Origin of the sequence: Bacillus sp. AFS001701, assembly GCF_002559405.1 — a bacterium.
GTDB lineage: Bacteria > Bacillota > Bacilli > Bacillales > Bacillaceae_G > Gottfriedia.
Map to the genome: position 1 here is coordinate 1 of NZ_NTZO01000730.1, position 572 is coordinate 572.

Sequence of the window (572 nt, forward strand, 5' to 3'; positions counted from 1 at the left end):
TTAACTTTGATTTTTTCATATATTATTTTTTTTCCAACTACTTTAATAATCTTAGGTGGCTGTGTATTGTAGTAAGACATTGACTGCACTTTTTTATCTTTCACATAAAACTCAAAAGTGTACAAACCATCGTATTTCATTTTGTAAATACCACTTAATTTGTAATATTTTTTTGAAATAAAATCTTGTTTATCGTACCATTTCTCAGTTGTACCAAGTCTAACTATCATATATCCCTTTTGTGCATTAATTGATGAGGCTACATCACGATAATCAAATGTTCCATAGTTTTGTCCATCTAAACGGTAACCATTGTATGCTAGGCTGCTATTAGGCTTGAAAGTAACAAAGAATAGAGTTGTTATCAGTAATAAAAGGTATAGTTTTCTCATTTTTCCTCCTTAGTAGTACGTGAGTATTTAATCATATATATGTAATCGGCTATTATTAATTAGTTTAAAAACAATCTATGCTTTATATGAATCTTTCAATGCAATAATCATATTTAATAAAGGTTATTTACAATTAAAAAAACGCAATTAATTTTTGAAATTTCTTCTTCAACTAAATGG

Annotated in this window: 1 protein-coding gene; it reads right to left on the minus strand. The window is 26.7% G+C overall.

Going from position 1 to position 572, the window contains the following annotated elements; all coding sequences use genetic code 11:
* A partial coding sequence (locus CN514_RS24905; RefSeq protein WP_141529535.1) for a hypothetical protein occupies window positions 1-392 on the minus strand: 392 nt, incomplete at its 3' end.
* Window positions 393-572 lie beyond the last annotated feature (180 nt).